The sequence below is a fragment of the Campylobacter sp. RM12651 genome (assembly GCF_022369475.1).
Taxonomy (GTDB): Bacteria; Campylobacterota; Campylobacteria; order Campylobacterales; family Campylobacteraceae; genus Campylobacter_E.
On record NZ_CP059600.1, the window covers coordinates 1,377,915 to 1,396,772 of the forward strand.

Sequence of the window (18,858 nt, forward strand, 5' to 3'; positions counted from 1 at the left end):
AAAGGCTAAAGTTAAAAAAAATTCAATATTATTTTGTTTTAAATAAGCTTAATTTTTTAATTTTTATACTAAAAATATAGTATATTTAATATTATTTTAAGCTAAAAATAATATAATATTGTTAAATTTTTAAATAAAGGGTAAAAAATGTTAGTAAGCAAAATTGAATTAGCTTTATTAGAAAACGATAATGAACTAAGCGAGTATATAAGTAGTGGATTTTTATTTGATAAAAAAATTCATCACATAAAAACTGATTTAGCTAGTCAAGATGATTTTAATTTAGACTACGATGACATAGATGAGTATGATTTAAAACATTTTTGTGATGGTGTTGATATAGGTTATTATTTACTTAGTGATATTATCAGTGAATATGATACCAATTTGGATACTTTTTTAAGTAATGTTTATAGAATTAAAAATAAAGAACTATTAAAGAAAGTTAAAAATATATTAGATAGTTTTAAGTTAGGGAGTTGAAGAAATTTGATGTTTATTAATAAAAAAATAGCAATAGGTATAATTATAGTTCTAACAATAATGAACTTAATTTGCATTGCTATTTTATCTTTACCAAATATTTTTATAAAAGTAACAGAGATAAAAATACAAAAAGATTATATTTATTTGATATTATTACCTAGTATATTGTCAATAATAATGTTGTTTGAAATGCGAAAATATTGGAGATAATATGAATATTAAAAATGATTTATATACTTTATTGGATTTTAAAGTTCCAAATAAACTAAGAAACTATATGTTTTTTACTTTATTTTTAATGAGTATTTATGGTTATTTGAAAGGTGCTAGTATTATTGTTGCTATTTGTTTTTTTGTTAGCATCTGGTATTTTTGCTATTGTTTTGACCCTAGTGGTCCTCAATATGCTTATAAAATGAAAAAACAAAGTGAAGAAAGGCAAAAATATATTTTAAAAAAGGAGAGTAATGATATATAGTAATTTTTCATTTGATATAAAAACAAATAATGAAATTTATGAAAACGAAAAAGAAGAGTATTATATAATATATTTTCTATTAAACTACTCTGATACTTTAAGAGAAGAGATTAATTCATTAAAATATCCATTAAAATTTAAAAAAATAAAGAATGTAAATTTTGTAGGCTTTACATATGAAAATGCCGAATTATTAAATAAGCTTGATTTAGATACAACAAATCAAGGTAACTATATAATATCTTATACTACAAAAGAACTTCAAAACAAAAGAAATAATAGAGCTTTATTAATTAATTTAGCATATTTTGTAATAGATACCATTAAAAAGAAGTATATAGATAATAAAAATAATATTTTAATATTACAAGATATATTAAAAATAGAAGATGCTGACATGAAAGTTAGTGAATTATCAAATTTTCTATCCTTGCCCAAGAAAAAAATTTTAGATAGCTTAGGCTATACAGAAGATTTTTTATATCAATGTAGAATTAAAAAAGTGTATTCTAAAAAATTTTTAATTGCATTGGATTTATATATTGAAAATATATTGTTGAAAAAGCAAGATACATATAAAAACTCAATATAATAGGATTTTGCTTGTATAATCCAGGTCGCTAAAACGATACATTTTAGTTTATACTAATTGTATCTACCTAGCATACTTTTATAGCTTGATTTAATCAGCTTTTTATTTTGTTTATTTAAAACTAATTTTGATATTTTTTAAACTTATTGAAATAATAAATAAATTTCATGATAGTATCTTTTTAGATATGGTATTTTTTAAAAAAATTATAAACAAGTAGTAGATGAAGCTATTTTTTCTAGTATTAAAAAATACATTATTTATATTCCATTAAAATTAAAGGATTTTCAATGAAAAATATATACATAAAACTATACTCAAATGACCACGATATTTCTACATTTGGTGATGGTTATCATATTAAATTAGAAAAGATATATACTCCTATTGAAGATATACAAGTTAATATTAACAATAAAGAGATTGTTGATGAGATATTAAAAAAATATCATAGCCTCTCAAACAAATGGGCTAGATTTATGGGAACTTATAAAGAAAATAATAAAAATTTTTTCTCAAATGACATATACATTGGTGTTAATGAGTTTTTAGAGTTATTTAAAGATACGCAAACATTAAAACACATCAAAAATCATATAAACCTAGAGCATTATGCAAAAACAGACAAATTAATATGTATAGCTTTTCCATTACCAAGTAAAACATTTGTAGAAGTTAGACTTTCAATAATAAAAGACACTATGCAAGTAGATAATATTGTTTATCCTATCTATTGCCCAACAGAATATATATATAAAACACCAGATAATGAAAACAAAGGTAAAGAATTGATTTCTATATGTAAGAATAATAGTAAATTAGTTCATTCTACCACATCTATTGTAATGTATAATTTTATAGATTACGAAGTAATATCATTTGAATACAATAATTTTATAAAAGTATTTAGTAGTTATAGTGATTTTAAAACTTTATGCGAAAATATTAAATTAAAAGACTATGAAAATAAACAAGAACTTATTAGTGTTGATTTTATGATAGCGAAATAGTGAATATATTATTTATATTTTAATATAAATTATAATTTAGTATGCTATTATTATAATAAAGGAGTGTCTATGTCAATTGCTAATGTTAAAGTAGAACCTAGAACTTTATTGTCAGATTTAGATTTATCTTGTTTGTATTATGGTTTTTGCAATTTTCTTGATGAGATTGTAGCCTATTTTAGGCGTAAGTTAATATTATCAAACATGAAAAATATGGTTATACTATTAGATCTATCATTTAAAATTTATAGGCATAAAGATTTTATAATAGAAGATGATATAAAAAATGATTGTTTGCAAATAATAAAAGTATTAAAAGAAGTTATTGAAATAACAGAACAACGCTTAAACGAAGCAAAGCAAATTAAAAGAGAGTATGCGATAGAGTTTAAGGAATACTATGAAAAAATCTTATATTATGCAAACGCTGTATGTTATATATTAGATTTAAAAATAAATAAAGATTTATCAAATAGCATAGGAGATAATTTTTTTAACTATATTAACTCAGATACTTTTAGCATATATGAATTTGGTAAAGGGCTATATGAGGGTTCAAAGGTTGAACTATAATGGATAAAGATTTAGGAGGACTTTTAGCAGTTGAAAACCAAGTAAAAGCATTTAGAGATAAATCAACTAAAGATAGAATACAAAAAGTTTTATGTATGTTTTATATCAATAAAATAGCAAGTATAAAGCACCATATTAAATTGAAAAATTTACCTGGTAAGAATCATATTGAATATCTTGCGAATATATTTTCGGTAAGTTATGAATATATGGAAACAATATTAAGCACAATATTAAAAACATATAATGCAAAAACACTCAAAAGCGATGCTCTTAGATGTGATTGTTACGAGGATAAAACAATACTGCAAAATATATCAGAGTATGAAGATTATATAAAAAATTAAAAGACAATTTTCAGACACAATTAAGCTAATTAAAGTAAAATATAATTTCCTTTCTGCCCTTTAGGGCTTAGTTAAATTTATTTAGCTATTGAGTGTCTTTTTGACACTCATTTTAATATTATATTTTTATGATATTCGTTTATTATTTTATAGCAAATAGTATCTTCAATTGTTTTTATATTGTTTATACTACCAAACTCACATATATAAAGTTTTTCCCCTTTAAAAAAATAAGGCAAAGAAAATACTGCGTATTTGTCTTTTAATGTCGCTAACTCTTTATTTGAAATTTTTATAGTATTAAAACTAAAACTTTGTGTTTGTTTTGTATCATTATTAACAAATAAAAATATTTCTTTATTTGTGTTGGAATTTAAATAATTTAAAGTCATTAAAAACAATAAATAAAAAAATATAAAAATAGCCAAATAATTAATCATAAATAATCGTTGAGGTTGTTTTTCCATAAATTTATTCCTTTTTATTATTAATCAAAATACACATTTTAATTCTATAAAGACTTGCAACTTAACTTCAATAAACCCCATTTTAAATCTCCTTTTTTTATAAAATTACCAAAATTTCTTGTTTAAAATTAGTGGTTTTGTAAATATGCTCCAAATTAAATAAAATCGCATTCTCTTCTTGAAATTCACAATTAGAAAAGCTTAAGCCTAAATAATCATTGTTTTTCAAGGAATGGCTTTTTAGATGATGATAAGTTAAACTATAATTAACCTTGTAAAAACTTTCATATTTTGAGAAAAATAATTTCAAGTCTTTTTCGTGGATATGGTAATAAAAATCAGCAAGGTGAATGAAATTTCTTATCATTCTTTCAAAATCTTTACCTTTTTCTTTGATTCTTTTTTTTATTTCTTCCCACTCTTTTTGCAATTCTTGATTTTCGCTACCAATACGCCACGCTTTATTAAAAAATGTATAAATATTAAATAATGTGCAATCATATTGTTTTTGCAATATGGCTTGAGCTTTTGCTCTTTCGTAATATTCTTCAAATTGTTCTTTAGATAGTATTTTAAAAAATCTATCTCCTTGATTTTCTTCGTTAAATATTTTGTCATTAGTAAGATTATCATATTCATTAGTTTTTTCTTCAATAACACAATTAGGAAATATATAATCTAATGCTTTAAAGCTTAGATAGTCCATTTCTTTATCATATTCAATAATTTGTGGGTATTTTTTAGATAATGATTTTAAATAATCGCTATTTAGTCTTTTGTCTTTTAAATCATTATAAAGTTCTTTTGGAACTTTAATTAAGTATCTGTAATGGCTCATTTGTTTTCTCCTAATAAGTTGTTATTTACTAAAATACATAAATCATTATCAATGTTTTTTAGCTCTATGAATTGCCCTACATTTTCAATAGAAGAAAACATACTTTGCTGATAATAAAACACTACTTTATAATCTTCTTTAAATTCTTTTAAATGCTTTATTAGATATTTTATCTCATCTAAGGCTACTCCATAAATCAACTCTTTATTATCGCTATAAATAAGCTGAATTTCTTTAAGCTTATAGTTTTGTGCGATTTTGAATATAGAGCCTTTGCATTTTTCAGAGCAAACTAGCAAATTAGCATTCTTATCTATATTTTTATGGTTAATTATGAAATCTATAAAATCTTTATTTTTCATTGTTTATTCTCTTCAAATACAAACTCAAAGAAATCTTGTTCTTTATTTAATTTTTCAATGCTTTTTATAATGAAATCAAAATCATCTTTTTTGGTAGTATCTATTTCATAAAAGCACAATGCTCTACTTCTTAAGCTAATCTTATTATCGCTTTTAAAAAACTCTATATTTATATAGTCATAATTGTTTATTGATTCTATATCAAAATAAGTGTAAATCTTTTGTTTTTTTATAAGTTGTAATGTAAAAGTTTCATAGCCTTTTTCATAAAGCTTTACAAGTTTATAATTTAAGTCTAAAGCTTTTTTTATTTCTTCTTTGCTTAGTAGTATTATTCTCTCTTTGGTCACAAATAAGCAATTTATACGCACTTTTTCTAGTGCCTCTTTTCTAATCTGTTCTTGCTCAGTATCTTTAAGCTCTATAAATTTTTTTACTTTTAATTCGGTTGGAAGATACTCATACTCTTTTGAGTAATTAAATAATACTCCGTTAATTACTGATATAAGTTTTTTATCCTTTATAAAATCTAATGCTCTAATAAACATTTCGCCTTTCGCAAGGCATAAAAACTCATAAGCATTTTTTCTATTTTGAATAGATTCTAATGCTACAAGGTTCATTGTTATCATTTTTTATCTCCTTTTATTAAATCACATATTTAATTCATCAAAAAGGCTACTTTCTCCTTTTTGTTGTATATATCTAAGCACTTTATCCATACCCATTCGCTCACACATATATTTATATTGTTTTGGGTGGGTTTGCTTTAATCTGTCAAATCTTTGGGGGTCTTGTTTTAGTCCAAAAAGACAAAACATACAACCTGTTCGTTCGCATTTAGTAGTTTTGTATTTTTTAGAATATTCATCAAAAATAACTTCGCCATAACATTTTGCTATGGGTAGCTTATTTATATAGATATATTCTAAAATATTTTGATTAGTCCAAATGCTAAGTGGCTTTGAGATTATGCGTTTAGCATTAAAGCTATTGCAACCATTTTGAAGCCAATTCTGAGTTCTTAGTAAGCTTTCTTCAGCTAAAGTGCCAACGATAGGCTTTTTGCCAGTTATTTTTTCATACTCTTTAAATGGTGCTTTTTTCATCACATCACAGCACTTTGCACTGATTTTAAAAGGTGCGTTTAACAAATACTTGTGCTTTTCGCTTATTTTAAAACGCCCCTTGCTATCGCCGTTCAAACGATATTCTTTTGTCTTTTCACTTTTTGCATTTCTATATTGTTCTATATATTGTGCTTGTTCTTTTGATACAACCGGATAGCCGTGCTTTTCAACAACCTTATTAAAAGCTATTTTAGGTTTTATAATTTCTACATTACCAAAGCTTTTTACGAACTCAACAACTTCTGGATATTCAAGACCTGTGTTGCAAAATACACTAACAATGCCTTTAAAGTTACTATCTACTATGTGTTTTAAAACACTACTATCTTTTCCGCCACTAAAACTTAAATAAACTTGCTTTTCATTCTTACAGATAAAATCATTTAATCTTTGTATCGTAAAGCTAATTTTAAAATCTAACGGCATTGATTGTAGATAATTTAGTCTATCAATCCTACTCATACTAATCCTTTATCCACCCTAAAAACTCAATCATTTTCAGCAAATCAATTTTTCTAACAACAAACAACTCAGCAGTCGTTTCAATATCTTCATTGCTTTTAACCCATACACTTTTTAATCTATCAATAGGCATTAACAAACACAATGCAAATATATTTGCTCTTGTTTCTATTTTATTTGCCACTTCTTTTGTTAGTAAATTGCGATAGTAATATCGTGGCATATCAGTAGAGCTAACTTGACATTCATAATCTAAAATCCAATGACTAATAGCATTGCAAGTAGCGAATTTTTGTGTCAGAAGACCATCGTTTTCATTGATGTAAATTCTTTTTTGTTGTGGATCAAAAATACTTGACACATTATTATTAGATTCGTTATATGTAAAAACACTAAAGCCTAGATTATTTGCTACATCAACAGAATTAATAGGAAAATATTTGCTATACTTATTTCTAATTTCATCTGCTTTTTTTATAACATATTCTTTTGAAAATTTATTTATATCAGTATTCATAATGTTCTTGCTCTAATATATATTCAACTATTTTTCTATTTATGTTACTTTCTTCATAATTGTTAGTTTCAAAACAATTTTCAATTAATTCATCTATACAATCATTAGCATATTTTTGAGCTTCATCTAATCTTGAACATCCAAATTTTCTTTCTTCTATGCTTAAAGCTCTTAAATTGTGTTCTTCAAAATAATCTTCTATAAAGTCTTCATAAAAATTATCAGCAACTAATTCATATAGTTCATTTTTATATTTTTTGTATTTAAGTTTTGCAAAGTTAAATTCTTTAGAATTCATAACATATCCTATTTAATTTAAATAATTTTTAACTATTATATATTTAAAATATATATAAATCAAGTATATTTTATTTAAATTAAATAATTTAAAAAAATTAAGCAGTTTTTAAACCACATATATCATCTAAAATTTGATAATATTGATCTGCTAATACTTTTATATGCTTTACATCAGTGTTGATAATTAAAAATATTTTATTTTTTTCTTTTTGCATAGTAACATTGTAAGAATTTAAAAAAGAATTAGCATTTATAGAAACTTTTTTTAAATCTTTAACATCTCTTATTTGTTTAAAATCACATTCATTGTAAATAAAATAACATTTATCATCATAAATCTCAATAATTTTATTGTTATTAGAATCTTTTATATTGATACAGCTTACACCTAAAATTAGTTTATCTATTTCTTTTTTAGATAAAAACATATATGTCTCCTTGTTATAAAATATAAAATATTTTATTTAATTTTTTAATAATCCTTACAAATCATAAAAAATATTTTTTTAAATTATAAATTAATATAAAAATAATATTTTATTAACTATATAATTAAGGACAATAAAGAATTTAAAATAAAATTTAAATTTATAAAATTAAGTTTTTTTCAAAAAAAATCAAAATAAAAAATTCTTTAAATCTCATTGCTATAGGCAGATAATTATTTATTGGCGTATTTTTAAAATTTGTCGGAAAAGTATCAAAATAATATTGAAATTTGTCGGAACTAAAAAAATTTTTTTATGATTTGTAAGGATTGCTATTTTTTTTGCAAAACTATCAAGAAAAAAATATGAGGTTTTAATTTGTTTAAAGTTTTAGATTTATTTTGTGGTGCTGGTGGATTTTCTAACGGCTTAGAGCAAATAGATGATTTTACTTGCGTTTTAGGTGTAGATTTTAATAAACACGCACTTGAAACATTTGAGTATAATCACAAAAATGCACAAGCTTTGTTTTGTGATATATCACAAGATAAAAACAAAAAACAAATCATAAGCCTTGCTAAAGAATTATGTGTTAATACAATTATCGGTGGTCCTCCGTGTCAAGGTTTTTCATTACAAGGTAAAAGATTAGGGCTTAATGACCCTAGAAACTATCTTTTTAAAGACTTTTTAGAAGTTGTAAAAGGGATTAATCCTAAACTCGTAATAATTGAGAATGTAAAAACATTAGTTTCTACCTCATCAGGTTATTTTTTTAATGAAATAATTAACACACTTAGAAAATTAGGTTATTCTAGCGATTATAGAGTATTAAATGCTAAAGATTTTGGTATTCCACAAAATCGTGAAAGACTTTTTATAGTAGCAACAAAAGGCTTTAATTTTACTTTTTTCAAACTTTATCAAACCGCTAAAGATGTTAATATAGAAGAAGCTATTAGCGATTTGTCTTTTTTAAATAGCAATGAAGGTAGTTTTGAACAAGATAGATTATATGAAACCAAAAGCGAATATCAAAAACTTTTAGCAAATTGCGAGAAATTATATAATCATAAATCAGCAAAACATACTGAAAAATCAATTTATAAAATGTCTTTAATAAAGCAAAATGATAATGGTTTAAAAATACTACCAAGTGATCTAAAAACAAAAACAAAATTTATTGGTGCATGGTGCAGATTAAAAAATAATGATATTAGCGGCACCATTGATACTCGTTTTGATGCACCAAGTGGTGGAAGATATATACACCCAACTCTCAATCGCACAATAACACCAAGAGAGGCGGCAAGAATTCAAAGTTTTTCTGATAATTTTATTTTTTTAGGAAGTCAAACGGAAGTTAGAAAACAAATAGGCAATGCTGTTCCACCTTTACTTGCAAAAGCAATCGCACAATCAATAACGGAGCAAGTTAATGAATAAAATTTTTAATGATGATTGCATAAAATTTGATATTGAAAAATGCCTTAATGGTAAATTGCTTGACGCAATCATAACTGACCCTCCATATAACATTTCAAAAGAAAACCGTTTTATCTCTTTGGGTCGCAAAGGGGTAGATTTTGGGGAGTGGGATAAGAATTTTAATTCAAAAGATTGGATTATTAAATATGCTCCTTTTGTAAAAAATGGTGGGTCAGTTATAGTTTTTTGTGCTTGGCGACAAATAAGTGAAATTATTATTACATTTGAAGAATTAGACTTTGAGTTTAAGGATACTATTAGATGGATAAAAACAAATCCTATGCCAAGAAACCCAGAGCGTAGATATGTATCAGATATTGAAACGGCTGTTTGGCTTGTTAAAAATGGTGCGAAATGGACATTTAATAAACAGAATGAAACTCCATATTTAAGACCAGAATTTACAACGCCAAAACTTTCTGGTTTAGAAAGAACAGAACACCCAACGCAAAAACCCTTATCGTTAATATCTCAAATAATACAAATTCATACAAATGAAAACGATATTGTATTAGATCCTTTTGTAGGCAGTGGAACTATTGCTTTAGCAAGTTTGATTAATAATAGAAAATTTATTGCAATTGAAAAAGAAAAAAACTATTACGAATTAGCTAAAAATCGTATAGAAAAAGAACAATTTGAAAATCTTTTTTTAGGTATTGAAGCATGATAAATATAGCTACTTGCTTTAGCGGAATAGGTGCATTTGAATGGGCAATAAAGCGAATGAAAATACCACATAAAATAGTCTTTGCTTGTGATAATGGTGGTATAGATATAAGCGATAAGATAAACTATGATGATACTTTTCATTATATAAAAAAATTGAACAAAAAACAAAAAGCAAAAGAGCAAAAAAACATATATAAAGAAAATTCAAGAAAAACTAATTTTATAGAAAAAAGTTATAAGGCTAATTATGAAATCAAAGAAGAAGACTTTTATTACGATATAAAATTATTAGATGCACTTGATTATAAAGGAGAAGTTGATATTTTAGTTGGTGGTTCGCCTTGTCAAAGTTTTTCCTTAATAGGAAAACAAGGTGGCTTTGAAGACACTAGAGGGACTTTATTTTTTGAGTTTGCAAGGATTTTAAAAGAATGTGAAGCTAAAGTATTTATATATGAGAATGTTAAAAATCTTATATATCACGATAAGGGAAAAACTTTTCAAATAATTAAAAATACATTTAAAGAATTGAATTATCACATAAAATATGGAGTATTAAATTCTAAGGACTTTGGTATTCCACAAAATAGAAATAGAATTTTTATCATAGGTTTTAAAGAAGAAAAATTTTGCAATAAGTTTTTATTTCCTACACCAAAACTATTTAGCAATTTAACAATGCAAGATTTTTTAATTGATAATTGCGATGAAGGTTGTTTTACAATATCAAAACATAATAGTTCAATTTGTATAAAAAAGCAAAAAGGCGACCCTTTTAAGATTGATAGCAAAGCATATTTAAGCGATAAGCTAATAAAGTTTGTTTTATCAGCTCCTACGAAAAAATTTCAAGGTAGAGAAAAATACAATACAATAAACACAGAAATAGCAAAAACACTAATATCTTCTCAAAGTCATACGAAAAGAGCATTTTTAGGTAATTATGTTACTACAAACAATCGCTTACGATCGCTTTGCCATAGAGAATTTTTAAGATTGATGGGCTTTACAGATGAGTTTAATATTGTTGTATCAAGAACACAAAGTCTTGAACAAAGTGGTAATTCAATAGTTGTAGATGTATTAATTGAATTGTTTCAAAAAATATTGGACACAAATGTGTTTTATAACGATATTATTACAACCCTCAAGGTTGCAAGATGACAAAAGTATTAAAAGCAACAACAACAAATCTAGCAGGTATAGATACTATAAGAAGTATTATTCCAACATACACATTAGAAAAATTTTTAACAAAACACAATATTAGTGTAAAGCAAAAAGTTCCTAAAAATATAAAAGAATTTGCTTTTAAGGAGTTGAAAAATAATGAGCAATATACTTTTGCATATTTAGACAATCAAAGTGTTATGATAATTTGTAATAAAAATAAAGAACTAGATGAGTTATGTGTTAAACGAAAAAAACGCTACACATACTATTCTTATGTAATAATCACAAGCTTACACCAACCACAAAGAAGTTTAAGTAAAGTGAAATATAAAATAGCAAGTTTATTTATTAAAAGATTTAAATTAATAAATTGTGATATTGCACTAGATTATAAGACTAAAAGTTTTGATATTAATACTGCTAAAAAAATATTTTATAGTTTTTGCAAACCAAAAAACATAAATATATATAAAGGAACTATTTATGTTAATCAATATTTAAAACAGATAAAAAAAATTATTTTATATGATAAGTATAAAAAAGAAACGGAATATCATAATAAAAAATTATCTTTAGAAGATGAAGGTTGGAAAAGGCTTGAAACAACAATAGCAATTAATACAAAGTTGAAAAAAATGAAATTTAATCAAGTATTTTTTCTTATGTCTAATATATTAAATGCTTTGGAAAATCGTTCGAAACGATGGGGTATAAATTTATTATTTTTTAAAAAACAACTTGGCTATTTTTTTGACAATAGAAGAAGTCTAAAAATTAATTTTAAAATAAGGAGTTATATATGAAAAAAATCATTTTTTTTCTTGGTTGTGGTTGGGGTTTTTTAATTTCAATCTATTTTTTATTTTCTTTTAGTGTAACTATTATTTTTAATATAGGTATGCTAAGTATGTTAAGTATATGTATTAACTTGAGCATTATTATCTTTAGCCTTTCTTTAATCTATGTTCTTTTAAATTTTATAAAACAATATAAAGTAAAAACTAATGAAAAATAAAAACCCAATTAATATGCAAAAAACTTGTGTTGTAAATTGTATTGAAGCAAATGTTATGTATGAGTTATTAATTAAGGCAAATAATGTCTTTAATAAAAGAAATGATAATAATTTAGAAAAAATGATTACAGATTCTAAAAAATTTTATAAAAAACTTATAGCATTAGATGAAGAGCTTGAAAGAATTGCTAAATCAAATAATCTTAAATATCGTAAAGGAATATTGCTGAATACGATTAAAAATAGCTATTTTGGAGAAGACAAATGCTAACAAACGAGCAAGTTGCAATTATAAATGCTAATTTTGAAGATATTTTGGTTGTTGAAGCCTATGCTGGTTGTGGTAAAACTAGCACATTGATTGAATTTTGTAAAAAAAGAGCAAATAATAAAATATTATATCTTGCTTATAATTCATCTATGGCTGCTGAGGCAAAATCTAAATTTAAAAATCTTTCTAATGTAGAAGTAATGACAATGCACTCTTTGGCTTATAAACATATTGGTTATAAGTATAAAGATCGTTTTGGTAATTTAAAAGCAAACTTTATATTGTATTTTGATACTATTAGGCAAGTAAATGAAAAAGAAAAATATAAAATTTGCAATCTAGCATTACAATTATTTCGTAAATTTTGTAATAGCAATTCACAAGATTTAAAAACATTTTTCAATAACGCAAAAAAAAGAGATAGTTCTATTACTGATGAAGTATTTTCCACTTTATTAGAGTTACAAGATAGAACTAAAAACGATAATGATTTAATTTATGAACACGATTTTTATTTAAAAGAATATCAATTATCTAATCCTAAGCTAGATTATGATTATATTTTAGTAGATGAAGCACAAGACATAAATGAATGTGTTACAGATATAGTTTTGCAACAAAATAATTCTAAAAAAGTTTTTATCGGTGATTCATTTCAGAGCATTTACTCTTTTAGAGGAGCAAGTAATTCTTTAAAAAAATTAGTAAAACAAAATAATGCAAAAATACTTATGCTAACTAATTCCTTTAGATGTAGTGAAAAAATAGCTGAAATAGCTAATGATTATTTAAAACTTGTTGGTTCCAAGAATGATTTTATAGGTTTAAATAAAAAATTTGAAGATACAAAGCAAAAAGCATATATATCAAGAACGAATGCTAAATTATTTGAAATAGCAATAAATAATTTAGATAAAAAAATTTTTTTTGTTGGTGGTTTATCTTCGTATAATTTTAATGATTTAATTGATATTTTAAATTTAATGCTTAAAGGCAGTAAAAAATATGAAAATTTTAATGATTTTAAAAAATATTTAAATGAACTTGAAGAGGCTAATCAACAAAATAATATATTGAATATTTTAGAAAACAACAACTTAATTTTTAATGATTTTAATGAACTTTTAGCATATATAAACTCTTTACAAGAAAGTGATGGATTAAATATTTTAAATATTATATCAAGCAATATAGTAACTATAAAAAATCCATTTTACGCACACTTTAAAGACTTTAAACAGCTTCAAGATTATATTAGCACAAACGAAGATATAGAGGTTCAATCTAAAATTAATATGGTATTAAAAAATATAAATAAAAACATTTATAAATTAATAAAACAAATAAAAAATCAAACTACAAATAATATCAACAAAGCTGAGATTATACTTAGCACGGCACATAAATCAAAAGGATTAGAATTTTTAAATGTTGAACTTACAGATGATTTTATAGATGTTAAAGATTGCATAGCAAATTCTAAGCCCATAGAAAGAGAAGAAATACATTTATTATATGTAGCAATTACTAGGGCAAAACAAGAGCTTATTTGTGATAAAAAATATATATTAGATTAAAAAAAGGAAAAAAAATGAATATTCAAGAAGAATTTTTGACTTATAAAATTTTTGGAGAATATAAGAATATTAAATTTTATTTTGAAAATTTTGGTATTTATGCTTTGTTAGATTTAGAAATCAACAACAAATGTTATATAGAAAATACTACAATAAAGGCTTATAGGGTTAATAAAAAGAGCAAAACTACAATATTTTCTTATAACTTAGATGAAGATAAAATAGCAAATATTGAGGCTTGTATTAAGCTTTATATAGATACATTATTAAATGATTTGCAAAAGGTTTCGTAATGCCTTTAAATAAAGCATATTTAACTTGTGATACAACAACTAACGGAGATGAGGTTTATACACCTTTGTATGCAGTAGAACCATTACTTGATTTTATACCTAAAAGTAAAACAATATGGTGTCCTTTTGATAAGGAATGGTCAGCATTCGTTCAATTATTAAACAAAAATGGGAATAAAGTAATCTATTCGCATATAGATGACGGATATGACTTTTTTGAATATGAGCCAAATGAACATTATGACCTCATCATATCAAATCCTCCATTTAGTAAAAAAGATAAGATTTTAAAGCGTTGTTATGAGTTAAATAAACCTTTCGGTTTATTATTACCTGTCAATTCATTGCAAAGTAAATTTAGAACAGATTTATTCATTACATACGGACTAGAACTTCTAGTTTTTGATTTAAGAATTGATTACCATGCAAGAAATAATTTAAAAACAACTATTAAAGGTAATCATTTTGGTAGTGCTTATTTTTGTCATAGACTATTAAATAAACCATTAATATTCAAAACTCTAAATAAATATGAAAAAGAACTTATTTAATATATTGTATAATTAATATTATCTAATATTTTTTTATCTTATATATGTAAAAATTAATGAAAAAGATTCTATAATAATATTTAGAACACTAGGGTTTAGTGTAAGGTTTTGTTTTATTAATAAATTAGGTTGCGAATTTAATTAAAGATATTAACAATTAATAGTAACCAACCTAATAAAGTCATATAGAAGTTGCGTGTTCTAAAAAACATTGAAGATAAAATGGACAAATTAATACTCTGTTGTTTTGAAAATTTGATAAAAAATCCTTTAATAAATCTGAACCCTAAAACGCAATTTCAAAAATTTAAAAAAAATTATATTCATATTGTAAGGATTATTAAAAAAAACTATATATTTATTACAAAGCTAAAAGATATTGAAGTATAGGAGAAATTTTTGTGCATTATGCCCTTAGTAAAGTAATAAAAAAAATAGTTGCATTACTTTTAGTTTTATTAAATACATTCTTATTAGTTTTTTATGTGCTTCAGTATAATGCAACTAAAGAGTTATTAGAAAAGCAGATGCAAACAACTCAAGAATTAGAATATAAAATAGATTTACTTAAAGAAGAAAATAAGCAACAGAAATTATTTGTTGAAAAGTATAAATTGCAATATTTAAAAATTAAAGCTCATAATGAATATTTAGATAAGCAAATTGTAAATAAAGAAAAATATGAATTGGAAGAACAAGCAATTCAAGAACAAATAAAATATATGCAAATGAATGAACTCACATTAAATTAAAAAGGATAGATATGCAAAAAATAGATTTTTATAATAAATATAAAATGAAACCACAATTGCTAGATGAAACAACAAAAGTAGTTTTATTTAATGAAGATGAAAGTTTGGGGTATTATAAAATAGCATATAAACCTTTTGAAATTTTAGAATTAGAACAAAATGCAATTGCTGGTTTAATGCTTTTAGAACTAGAAATTAATAACAAAATACCTTATTATTTAAAATCTAAAGAAAAAATCAATTCATTAGTATTTAATAATATGGATAAAATTACATTATTAGTATTTGATTCTAGGGAAAATGAAAATTATTCTAACTTTAGTTTTACTATAATGATACATGACATAAAAGACTTTTATACTGCAAAACAACAAGAAGAAAGTGTTTTTGCAATAGTTGATAACTATATTCAAGAGATTGTTAATATATAAAAAATATGATAAAGCAAAGCATTATAGACTATATTAAAAAATATAAAATTGAAGATTTCAGCACACTGAAAAAACATCAAAATAAGTATGCAAAAAGCATTAAATTTAATTTATTAGATTTAGAGAATGCAAGAGAAGATTTATTAAATTTGTTTATAGAGCTAAAAGATGATTTTTTAGCTTATGAAAAAAATCAAAATACATATAATTTTCAAGAGCAATATATTTTATTTATATGTGTAGCTGTAATGCTTACATTGTTTTCTTTCTTTAGTAATTTTATTAATAACATATATTCAATATTTTGTTTTTCATTATTAGTTTGGGCTTTTGGCTATTACATAGTTGAAAAAGATAAATCCTACAAAACAATATCAAAAAACGAACTTCATAATAAAATAGATTTAGTAGCTTATAAAATTAATAATAATTTATTAGATTAATTTTTTAAAAATATTCTCCTGTTTAAGATTACAAAAAAATACAAAAAATAAGCATTTTTACAGCTTATATATAGTCATTTTTAATATTTTTATTAAAACTGAACTATTATATCTATAATAGTTCATCAAAATAAGCGTTTTTTTATTTAATAAATGTATATTTGTATGTTAAATGTCTAAATTTTTGTTTTATATTTAAGTTAAAATTAAGTTTATATTTTTACTCTTTAACAAGTCGTTATAATATTATATTGTTTTAATTTATTAAATAATATTTTGTTATTAAAACTATTTAGTTATTATATTTATAACTGTTCCCTAAGAACCTCTTATTCTAATGTGCAACCCTTAGGGACTTTTCATATTTCAAATAAAGTAATATTGTAAAATTATCTTCTTTGCCATATAAAACATAATTTAATTATTTTTTTATTTAAAAAATTATATAATATATTAATTTTTAATCTTTTAATACTTTATTTATACTAATTTTTTAGTATAATTAAGCTTATATTAAGTATAAAATTTTATTATTGTGAAAGAAATAGCATTGAGCTATATAATATTTTAAAAAAGGAAGTAAAATGAAAAAAACAATTTTATTATCAAGTGTTGCACTGATGTTCTGTGCTTGTGGAAAATATGGTGGGGTTTATAATATTCCTGAAATACCACAACCTACTAATAATCAAAGTTTTTCGGAATATTTAAATAATTATGAGTATCCAAATCCTTGCTTTGGACATGGTCCTCACTCATATTGCACTAAAAAACCTATAAGAACTATTTATTCTAAAGGCAATGAAGTATTATTACAATATGACAACCTTATTCTTAATGACCAATCGCTAAATTTATATCATCATGCTTACAGATATTGTCAAGGAATTGGTGGTAAAAGTGTAATTAAAAAAGAAGTTTTTAGCTCTATGTTAAGACATAATCCGGCATTATTTAATGATGATAAGCCACAAGTTGATGAGTTTGTAAAAATAAAGGATAATTATTCGCCTTATGAGATTTCTGATGGATATTTTGAATGTCAAGCAGGGGATAAATCATTTGAAATTACAAATAAATTTGGAGAATATTCTTTTATAGATGATAGTGATAGATTTATTGGCGAGTATAGAAAAGAAATTACTGCCTTATTTGTAATTAAATTCCACACTCCACAAAACGCTCCTTATGTAAATGGAGATGATTATTATCTTTACGGAGATGAAAGAGATAATAAAGTAGCTTGGGTAAAAAGAGATGCAGGTATTGACAGAAAAACAAATGATAAGAGATTTTATTATAGAATTTTACCACTATACCATATTTGCAAAGCTAGATATAATGGGACTCCTTATATTGTAGGAGATACTACTGAAAATAAAGTAATGCTTTTAGGAGATTATTTATTAGAAAGTGTTAAATATGGCAAAGGTATAAGCGAGTTCGGGGATTATACTATATCGTGTGTTTCTAATACTAAGCCATTTACTTTTAAAAAGACATTTAATGGGGAATTAGAAAGATATGTAAATGATCCTAAAAATTCATATTCAACTTATAACAATATGCCTTCTGCTTATTATGAAGTAGTTAGTAAATCTGAAGATTTAAGTCAATATGAAAAAATTCCGTTTGAGCAAAGGGCTTATGTAAATAAACTAATACATGAAGCATATCCTAAAAACTACGCACTAACAAGTAGTCTTTATCATAATATATCTGCTTATATATTAAGAACTCCTAATCATTCTAATGGATATATAGGAATTAAATATTTTTCTAAAGTAAATAATGAGTTTGATGCTTTACATACTTATAAAATAGAAAATAACGAAAAGCGTTATATAGGTATGGTTAATACAGAAGATATAAAAAAGGCAAAAGATTTGGTTGAAAAAAATTCAGATACCATACTTAAAAACTGCTCTTTAAAATTAGAAGATTTTAAAATAGGTGCATACACATTAAATTGCAAAAATGATATTATCCTTGTAAGAAAAGGGGATAAAATCCATTTTATAAGTGAGATAAAAAAATAATTGATATAAACATTGTATAAAAAGCTCTAAATTCTTTTAGATTTAGAGCTTAGATAAACATATTGAACATAAAGCTAAACAATGTATCATTATAAAAAATTATAAAGAACTTATTTTTGGTCTTTAGGGAGTTTAATTGCTATTAACATAGCTACTAGAAATA

28 protein-coding genes are annotated in these 18,858 nt (G+C 23.7%); 20 read left to right on the plus strand and 8 right to left on the minus strand.

Features of this window, described 5'->3' with window-relative positions:
- Positions 1-147: 147 nt before the first annotated feature.
- The 7 genes from AVBRAN_RS06760 (at position 148) to AVBRAN_RS06790 (ending at position 3,486) form a co-directional block, all read left to right on the plus strand.
- The gene (locus tag AVBRAN_RS06760) at positions 148-483 is read left to right on the plus strand and encodes a hypothetical protein (protein ID WP_239802853.1); all 336 of its coding nucleotides are present in this window, start codon (positions 148-150) and stop codon (positions 481-483) included.
- A gap of 9 nt (positions 484-492) precedes the next feature.
- Positions 493-696, plus strand: a complete 204-nt coding sequence (locus tag AVBRAN_RS06765; protein ID WP_239802854.1) for a hypothetical protein — start codon at positions 493-495, stop codon at positions 694-696.
- A gap of 1 nt (position 697) precedes the next feature.
- Positions 698-964 carry a hypothetical protein gene (locus tag AVBRAN_RS06770; protein WP_239802855.1) on the plus strand — a complete coding sequence of 89 codons (267 nt, stop codon included), beginning with the start codon at positions 698-700 and terminating at the stop codon, positions 962-964.
- Positions 954-1,556, plus strand: coding sequence for a hypothetical protein (locus AVBRAN_RS06775; protein ID WP_239802856.1), 603 nt, complete (start codon positions 954-956; stop codon positions 1,554-1,556). The genes AVBRAN_RS06770 and AVBRAN_RS06775 overlap by 11 nt, the downstream gene beginning before the upstream one ends.
- Before the next feature lie 290 nt (positions 1,557-1,846).
- Positions 1,847-2,566 (plus strand): hypothetical protein, encoded by a 720-nt coding sequence (locus AVBRAN_RS06780; RefSeq protein WP_239802857.1) that lies wholly within the window; start codon positions 1,847-1,849, stop codon positions 2,564-2,566.
- A gap of 69 nt (positions 2,567-2,635) precedes the next feature.
- Positions 2,636-3,139, plus strand: coding sequence for a hypothetical protein (locus tag AVBRAN_RS06785; RefSeq protein WP_239802858.1), 504 nt, complete (start codon positions 2,636-2,638; stop codon positions 3,137-3,139).
- A complete protein-coding gene (locus AVBRAN_RS06790) occupies positions 3,139-3,486 on the plus strand; it encodes a hypothetical protein (RefSeq protein ID WP_239802859.1) in 348 nt (115 codons plus the stop codon). The genes AVBRAN_RS06785 and AVBRAN_RS06790 overlap by 1 nt, the downstream gene beginning before the upstream one ends.
- A gap of 107 nt (positions 3,487-3,593) precedes the next feature.
- Here the strand turns inward: AVBRAN_RS06790 and AVBRAN_RS06795 are convergent, their stop codons facing one another.
- From AVBRAN_RS06795 to AVBRAN_RS06830, 8 genes are all read right to left on the minus strand, one after another.
- Positions 3,594-3,953, minus strand: a complete 360-nt coding sequence (locus AVBRAN_RS06795) for a hypothetical protein (protein WP_239802860.1) — start codon at positions 3,951-3,953, stop codon at positions 3,594-3,596.
- Positions 3,954-4,050: 97 nt separating this feature from the next.
- A complete protein-coding gene (locus AVBRAN_RS06800; RefSeq protein ID WP_239802861.1) occupies positions 4,051-4,791 on the minus strand; it encodes a hypothetical protein in 741 nt (246 codons plus the stop codon).
- On the minus strand, positions 4,788-5,153 hold the full coding sequence (locus tag AVBRAN_RS06805) for a hypothetical protein (protein WP_239802862.1): 366 nt from the start codon (positions 5,151-5,153) through the stop codon (positions 4,788-4,790). Before AVBRAN_RS06805 ends, AVBRAN_RS06800 begins: the two co-directional genes overlap by 4 nt.
- Positions 5,150-5,785: a hypothetical protein gene (locus AVBRAN_RS06810; protein WP_239802863.1), complete on the minus strand. Its 636-nt coding sequence runs from the start codon at positions 5,783-5,785 to the stop codon at positions 5,150-5,152. The genes AVBRAN_RS06805 and AVBRAN_RS06810 overlap by 4 nt, the downstream gene beginning before the upstream one ends.
- A gap of 21 nt (positions 5,786-5,806) precedes the next feature.
- On the minus strand, positions 5,807-6,745 hold the full coding sequence (locus AVBRAN_RS06815) for a phosphoadenosine phosphosulfate reductase family protein (RefSeq protein ID WP_239802864.1): 939 nt from the start codon (positions 6,743-6,745) through the stop codon (positions 5,807-5,809).
- 1 nt (position 6,746) lies between these two features.
- Positions 6,747-7,262 (minus strand): ImmA/IrrE family metallo-endopeptidase, encoded by a 516-nt coding sequence (locus AVBRAN_RS06820; protein ID WP_239802865.1) that lies wholly within the window; start codon positions 7,260-7,262, stop codon positions 6,747-6,749.
- Complete coding sequence (locus tag AVBRAN_RS06825) at positions 7,252-7,560, minus strand: hypothetical protein (RefSeq protein ID WP_239802866.1); 309 nt, start codon at positions 7,558-7,560, stop codon at positions 7,252-7,254. Before AVBRAN_RS06825 ends, AVBRAN_RS06820 begins: the two co-directional genes overlap by 11 nt.
- 97 nt (positions 7,561-7,657) lie before the next feature.
- Positions 7,658-7,990 carry a hypothetical protein gene (locus tag AVBRAN_RS06830; RefSeq protein WP_239802867.1) on the minus strand — a complete coding sequence of 111 codons (333 nt, stop codon included), beginning with the start codon at positions 7,988-7,990 and terminating at the stop codon, positions 7,658-7,660.
- 378 nt (positions 7,991-8,368) lie between these two features.
- Between AVBRAN_RS06830 and AVBRAN_RS06835 the strand changes: the two genes are divergently transcribed.
- The 13 genes from AVBRAN_RS06835 (at position 8,369) to AVBRAN_RS06895 (ending at position 18,695) form a co-directional block, all read left to right on the plus strand.
- The gene (locus tag AVBRAN_RS06835; RefSeq protein ID WP_239802868.1) at positions 8,369-9,436 is read left to right on the plus strand and encodes a DNA cytosine methyltransferase; all 1,068 of its coding nucleotides are present in this window, start codon (positions 8,369-8,371) and stop codon (positions 9,434-9,436) included.
- Positions 9,429-10,148, plus strand: coding sequence for a site-specific DNA-methyltransferase (locus tag AVBRAN_RS06840; RefSeq protein WP_239802869.1), 720 nt, complete (start codon positions 9,429-9,431; stop codon positions 10,146-10,148). Before AVBRAN_RS06835 ends, AVBRAN_RS06840 begins: the two co-directional genes overlap by 8 nt.
- Complete coding sequence (gene dcm, locus AVBRAN_RS06845; RefSeq protein ID WP_239802870.1) at positions 10,145-11,314, plus strand: DNA (cytosine-5-)-methyltransferase; 1,170 nt, start codon at positions 10,145-10,147, stop codon at positions 11,312-11,314. Before AVBRAN_RS06840 ends, dcm begins: the two co-directional genes overlap by 4 nt.
- Positions 11,311-12,126: a hypothetical protein gene (locus AVBRAN_RS06850; RefSeq protein ID WP_239802871.1), complete on the plus strand. Its 816-nt coding sequence runs from the start codon at positions 11,311-11,313 to the stop codon at positions 12,124-12,126. Before dcm ends, AVBRAN_RS06850 begins: the two co-directional genes overlap by 4 nt.
- On the plus strand, positions 12,123-12,338 hold the full coding sequence (locus AVBRAN_RS06855; protein WP_239802872.1) for a hypothetical protein: 216 nt from the start codon (positions 12,123-12,125) through the stop codon (positions 12,336-12,338). Before AVBRAN_RS06850 ends, AVBRAN_RS06855 begins: the two co-directional genes overlap by 4 nt.
- The gene (locus AVBRAN_RS06860; RefSeq protein ID WP_239802873.1) at positions 12,328-12,609 is read left to right on the plus strand and encodes a hypothetical protein; all 282 of its coding nucleotides are present in this window, start codon (positions 12,328-12,330) and stop codon (positions 12,607-12,609) included. Before AVBRAN_RS06855 ends, AVBRAN_RS06860 begins: the two co-directional genes overlap by 11 nt.
- A complete protein-coding gene (locus tag AVBRAN_RS06865; protein WP_239802874.1) occupies positions 12,603-14,186 on the plus strand; it encodes a UvrD-helicase domain-containing protein in 1,584 nt (527 codons plus the stop codon). The genes AVBRAN_RS06860 and AVBRAN_RS06865 overlap by 7 nt, the downstream gene beginning before the upstream one ends.
- A gap of 14 nt (positions 14,187-14,200) precedes the next feature.
- On the plus strand, positions 14,201-14,479 hold the full coding sequence (locus AVBRAN_RS06870; protein WP_239802875.1) for a hypothetical protein: 279 nt from the start codon (positions 14,201-14,203) through the stop codon (positions 14,477-14,479).
- Positions 14,479-15,030 (plus strand): sugar-phosphate nucleotidyltransferase, encoded by a 552-nt coding sequence (locus AVBRAN_RS06875; RefSeq protein ID WP_239802876.1) that lies wholly within the window; start codon positions 14,479-14,481, stop codon positions 15,028-15,030. The genes AVBRAN_RS06870 and AVBRAN_RS06875 overlap by 1 nt, the downstream gene beginning before the upstream one ends.
- A gap of 401 nt (positions 15,031-15,431) precedes the next feature.
- Positions 15,432-15,782: a hypothetical protein gene (locus tag AVBRAN_RS06880; protein ID WP_239802877.1), complete on the plus strand. Its 351-nt coding sequence runs from the start codon at positions 15,432-15,434 to the stop codon at positions 15,780-15,782.
- 11 nt (positions 15,783-15,793) lie between these two features.
- Positions 15,794-16,213, plus strand: a complete 420-nt coding sequence (locus tag AVBRAN_RS06885; protein WP_239802878.1) for a hypothetical protein — start codon at positions 15,794-15,796, stop codon at positions 16,211-16,213.
- Between the two features lie 5 nt (positions 16,214-16,218).
- Positions 16,219-16,656 carry a hypothetical protein gene (locus AVBRAN_RS06890; protein WP_239802879.1) on the plus strand — a complete coding sequence of 146 codons (438 nt, stop codon included), beginning with the start codon at positions 16,219-16,221 and terminating at the stop codon, positions 16,654-16,656.
- Positions 16,657-17,240: 584 nt separating this feature from the next.
- Positions 17,241-18,695, plus strand: a complete 1,455-nt coding sequence (locus AVBRAN_RS06895; protein WP_239802880.1) for a hypothetical protein — start codon at positions 17,241-17,243, stop codon at positions 18,693-18,695.
- Positions 18,696-18,858 lie beyond the last annotated feature (163 nt).

Bases quoted from the DNA above. Each gene is read 5' to 3' on its own strand.
- dcm (WP_239802870.1), top strand. From the start codon at position 10,145: ATGATAAATATAGCTACTTGCTTTAGCGGAATAGGTGCATTTGAATGG.
- AVBRAN_RS06870 (WP_239802875.1), top strand. From the start codon at position 14,201: ATGAATATTCAAGAAGAATTTTTGACTTATAAAATTTTTGGAGAATAT.
- AVBRAN_RS06760 (WP_239802853.1), top strand. From the start codon at position 148: ATGTTAGTAAGCAAAATTGAATTAGCTTTATTAGAAAACGATAATGAA.
- AVBRAN_RS06805 (WP_239802862.1), bottom strand. From the start codon at position 5,153: ATGAAAAATAAAGATTTTATAGATTTCATAATTAACCATAAAAATATA.
- AVBRAN_RS06885 (WP_239802878.1), top strand. From the start codon at position 15,794: ATGCAAAAAATAGATTTTTATAATAAATATAAAATGAAACCACAATTG.
- AVBRAN_RS06820 (WP_239802865.1), bottom strand. From the start codon at position 7,262: ATGAATACTGATATAAATAAATTTTCAAAAGAATATGTTATAAAAAAA.
- AVBRAN_RS06775 (WP_239802856.1), top strand. From the start codon at position 954: ATGATATATAGTAATTTTTCATTTGATATAAAAACAAATAATGAAATT.
- AVBRAN_RS06765 (WP_239802854.1), top strand. From the start codon at position 493: ATGTTTATTAATAAAAAAATAGCAATAGGTATAATTATAGTTCTAACA.
- AVBRAN_RS06785 (WP_239802858.1), top strand. From the start codon at position 2,636: ATGTCAATTGCTAATGTTAAAGTAGAACCTAGAACTTTATTGTCAGAT.
- AVBRAN_RS06770 (WP_239802855.1), top strand. From the start codon at position 698: ATGAATATTAAAAATGATTTATATACTTTATTGGATTTTAAAGTTCCA.
- AVBRAN_RS06830 (WP_239802867.1), bottom strand. From the start codon at position 7,990: ATGTTTTTATCTAAAAAAGAAATAGATAAACTAATTTTAGGTGTAAGC.
- AVBRAN_RS06850 (WP_239802871.1), top strand. From the start codon at position 11,311: ATGACAAAAGTATTAAAAGCAACAACAACAAATCTAGCAGGTATAGAT.
- AVBRAN_RS06865 (WP_239802874.1), top strand. From the start codon at position 12,603: ATGCTAACAAACGAGCAAGTTGCAATTATAAATGCTAATTTTGAAGAT.
- AVBRAN_RS06795 (WP_239802860.1), bottom strand. From the start codon at position 3,953: ATGGAAAAACAACCTCAACGATTATTTATGATTAATTATTTGGCTATT.
- AVBRAN_RS06860 (WP_239802873.1), top strand. From the start codon at position 12,328: ATGAAAAATAAAAACCCAATTAATATGCAAAAAACTTGTGTTGTAAAT.
- AVBRAN_RS06875 (WP_239802876.1), top strand. From the start codon at position 14,479: ATGCCTTTAAATAAAGCATATTTAACTTGTGATACAACAACTAACGGA.
- AVBRAN_RS06855 (WP_239802872.1), top strand. From the start codon at position 12,123: ATGAAAAAAATCATTTTTTTTCTTGGTTGTGGTTGGGGTTTTTTAATT.
- AVBRAN_RS06780 (WP_239802857.1), top strand. From the start codon at position 1,847: ATGAAAAATATATACATAAAACTATACTCAAATGACCACGATATTTCT.
- AVBRAN_RS06800 (WP_239802861.1), bottom strand. From the start codon at position 4,791: ATGAGCCATTACAGATACTTAATTAAAGTTCCAAAAGAACTTTATAAT.
- AVBRAN_RS06840 (WP_239802869.1), top strand. From the start codon at position 9,429: ATGAATAAAATTTTTAATGATGATTGCATAAAATTTGATATTGAAAAA.
- AVBRAN_RS06825 (WP_239802866.1), bottom strand. From the start codon at position 7,560: ATGAATTCTAAAGAATTTAACTTTGCAAAACTTAAATACAAAAAATAT.
- AVBRAN_RS06815 (WP_239802864.1), bottom strand. From the start codon at position 6,745: ATGAGTAGGATTGATAGACTAAATTATCTACAATCAATGCCGTTAGAT.
- AVBRAN_RS06895 (WP_239802880.1), top strand. From the start codon at position 17,241: ATGAAAAAAACAATTTTATTATCAAGTGTTGCACTGATGTTCTGTGCT.
- AVBRAN_RS06790 (WP_239802859.1), top strand. From the start codon at position 3,139: ATGGATAAAGATTTAGGAGGACTTTTAGCAGTTGAAAACCAAGTAAAA.
- AVBRAN_RS06890 (WP_239802879.1), top strand. From the start codon at position 16,219: ATGATAAAGCAAAGCATTATAGACTATATTAAAAAATATAAAATTGAA.
- AVBRAN_RS06810 (WP_239802863.1), bottom strand. From the start codon at position 5,785: ATGATAACAATGAACCTTGTAGCATTAGAATCTATTCAAAATAGAAAA.